The 1,040-nt window shown below is 36.9% G+C and carries 1 protein-coding gene; it reads right to left on the reverse strand.

All coding sequences use genetic code 11. The features are described from left to right. A partial coding sequence (locus tag ACYVRA_RS07350) for a FibroRumin system radical SAM peptide maturase (protein ID WP_461252096.1) occupies positions 1-1,040 on the reverse strand: 1,040 nt, incomplete at both ends.

Here is a 1,040-nt window from a genome sequence, read left to right on the forward strand (position 1 = left end):
GAAATATTTTTTATTCCAAAGACACCCTTGGCAAATCCCAATGCTACCATCCGGCACAAAAACAAGCTGACCTCCAGCAGTAGCCCCGCAATCTGAATAATAATGCTTAGGTTCAGAATACGAGTCTTGAAAAGTTTTTACTTTACGCATGATGCGATCTTCGTAAATTCCTATTTTCCGTAATTCAACGAACATGTCTATAATAAACTGGGAGGCTTTTTCATTGTAATCTTCACTTACTTTAAATGTTTCTTCCGGCATTAAAATATTAAAACCAAACCCTTTAATATTGTATTTTGAGATTAATCCTAACATTTCAGATTTGTTTTTTATAGCCTCTTCATTAAGCGTAACCGAAAGTCCAACGCCTATATCGATGTCTTTTGCCATATCCAGTATTTTAAGAATATTTGAAAATACCGGCTTACCCGCCCGGTCAACGCGCAATGCGTTGGATTCCTCGGTACAACCGTCTATTGAAATGCCGATATTAACATTCAGTTCTTTTAACCGTTTTAATTTCTTTTCATCAAGTAAAAGTCCGTTAGTTACAACAGATACGACAGCATCCTTGAAATACGATTTAGTTAAGCGCAATTTATTTATACGATCCGCGATAAAGTCTAACACCTCAAAATTAATAAGCGGTTCACCCCCATAAAAGACTATGAAAGGTTTTCCTACATTTTCATTTTTTTCCAGTTGGCGTATAAAAAAATTCAGAGCTTTTTCCGCGGTTTCCATGCTCATGTTTTGCAGGGAAAAATGTTTGCGTTTTTCCGGATTGTTGTTCCCTAAGAAGCAATATTTACACGCCAAATTGCACTGTTCGCTTAAAATAAAATAACAACCGCTGATAGCCGGTTCAGGATGCATTGAGCGGAAATATGTTATAACCTTGTCGTCGGTATCAAAATCTTTTGTGAGTATCTTGCACTCGCTAAGTTCCGCCGCTATATGGGCAAGCGACGCGGGAAAGTCAGACAAGCTTTCAATCTTTGAACTTTGTAAAAAATCTGAAAAGGTTTTATATTCTGTTT

It is taken from the genome of Treponema sp. R8-4-B8, from assembly GCF_054786175.1.